This window comes from Acidithiobacillus sp., from assembly GCF_023255755.1.
Lineage (GTDB): Bacteria > Pseudomonadota > Gammaproteobacteria > Acidithiobacillales > Acidithiobacillaceae > Acidithiobacillus.
The window spans coordinates 1-570 of record NZ_JAGDVS010000126.1; the positions used below are offsets into that span (position 1 = coordinate 1).

The window sequence follows — 570 nt, forward strand, 5'->3', positions numbered from 1 at the left end:
GACCGCGTCCGCTTCCGATGTGTCTGGATGGGTTTCGGTAAGTGTCTCGATGGGATTTTTCAACACCGGTTGTTCATTGGCCATGATGTGCTCCTTGCGCAAAGAGATGGGGACAACCCCCACAGGGGAGTTATAGGGCGCAGGAGGACTCATATTGCGTCGGACAGGAACCGAAGAGGCCGGGCGGAGATATCCCTAAAAGCTGGGGAGCAACGAGTGGCTAACCTGGGCAAGGCACGATGTCAGAGCCGTATTTCCATCTGGCGCGAGGATCAGCATTCATCACGCGAAGAATGACAACAACGGACACCATCAAGAGGATATGCCCGGACCGTTTTTTAAATGGGAAGCGTCAACCCAAAGGTATGGGCAAAAAGAATGGCACCACCCACCACATTGGCCGCCATCGCACCGCCGATGATATGTACAAACCCCTTGTCCGAGGTCTCCCGCGTTGTGCCATCCCCCACCCGTTTGAGAATGACCAGACCGCGTGCAATGGCGATCCAGCCGATGAGCTGGATGAAGTTCTCAATGCCTTCCACCGCCAGGACCATTTTCTGGCCGCCC

The 570-nt window shown here is 55.8% G+C and carries 1 pseudogene; it reads right to left on the reverse strand.

The features are described 5' to 3' along the window. Positions 1-338: 338 nt before the first annotated feature. A pseudogene (locus Q0C48_RS08900) lies at positions 339-570 on the reverse strand (hypothetical protein); the annotation flags it as partial.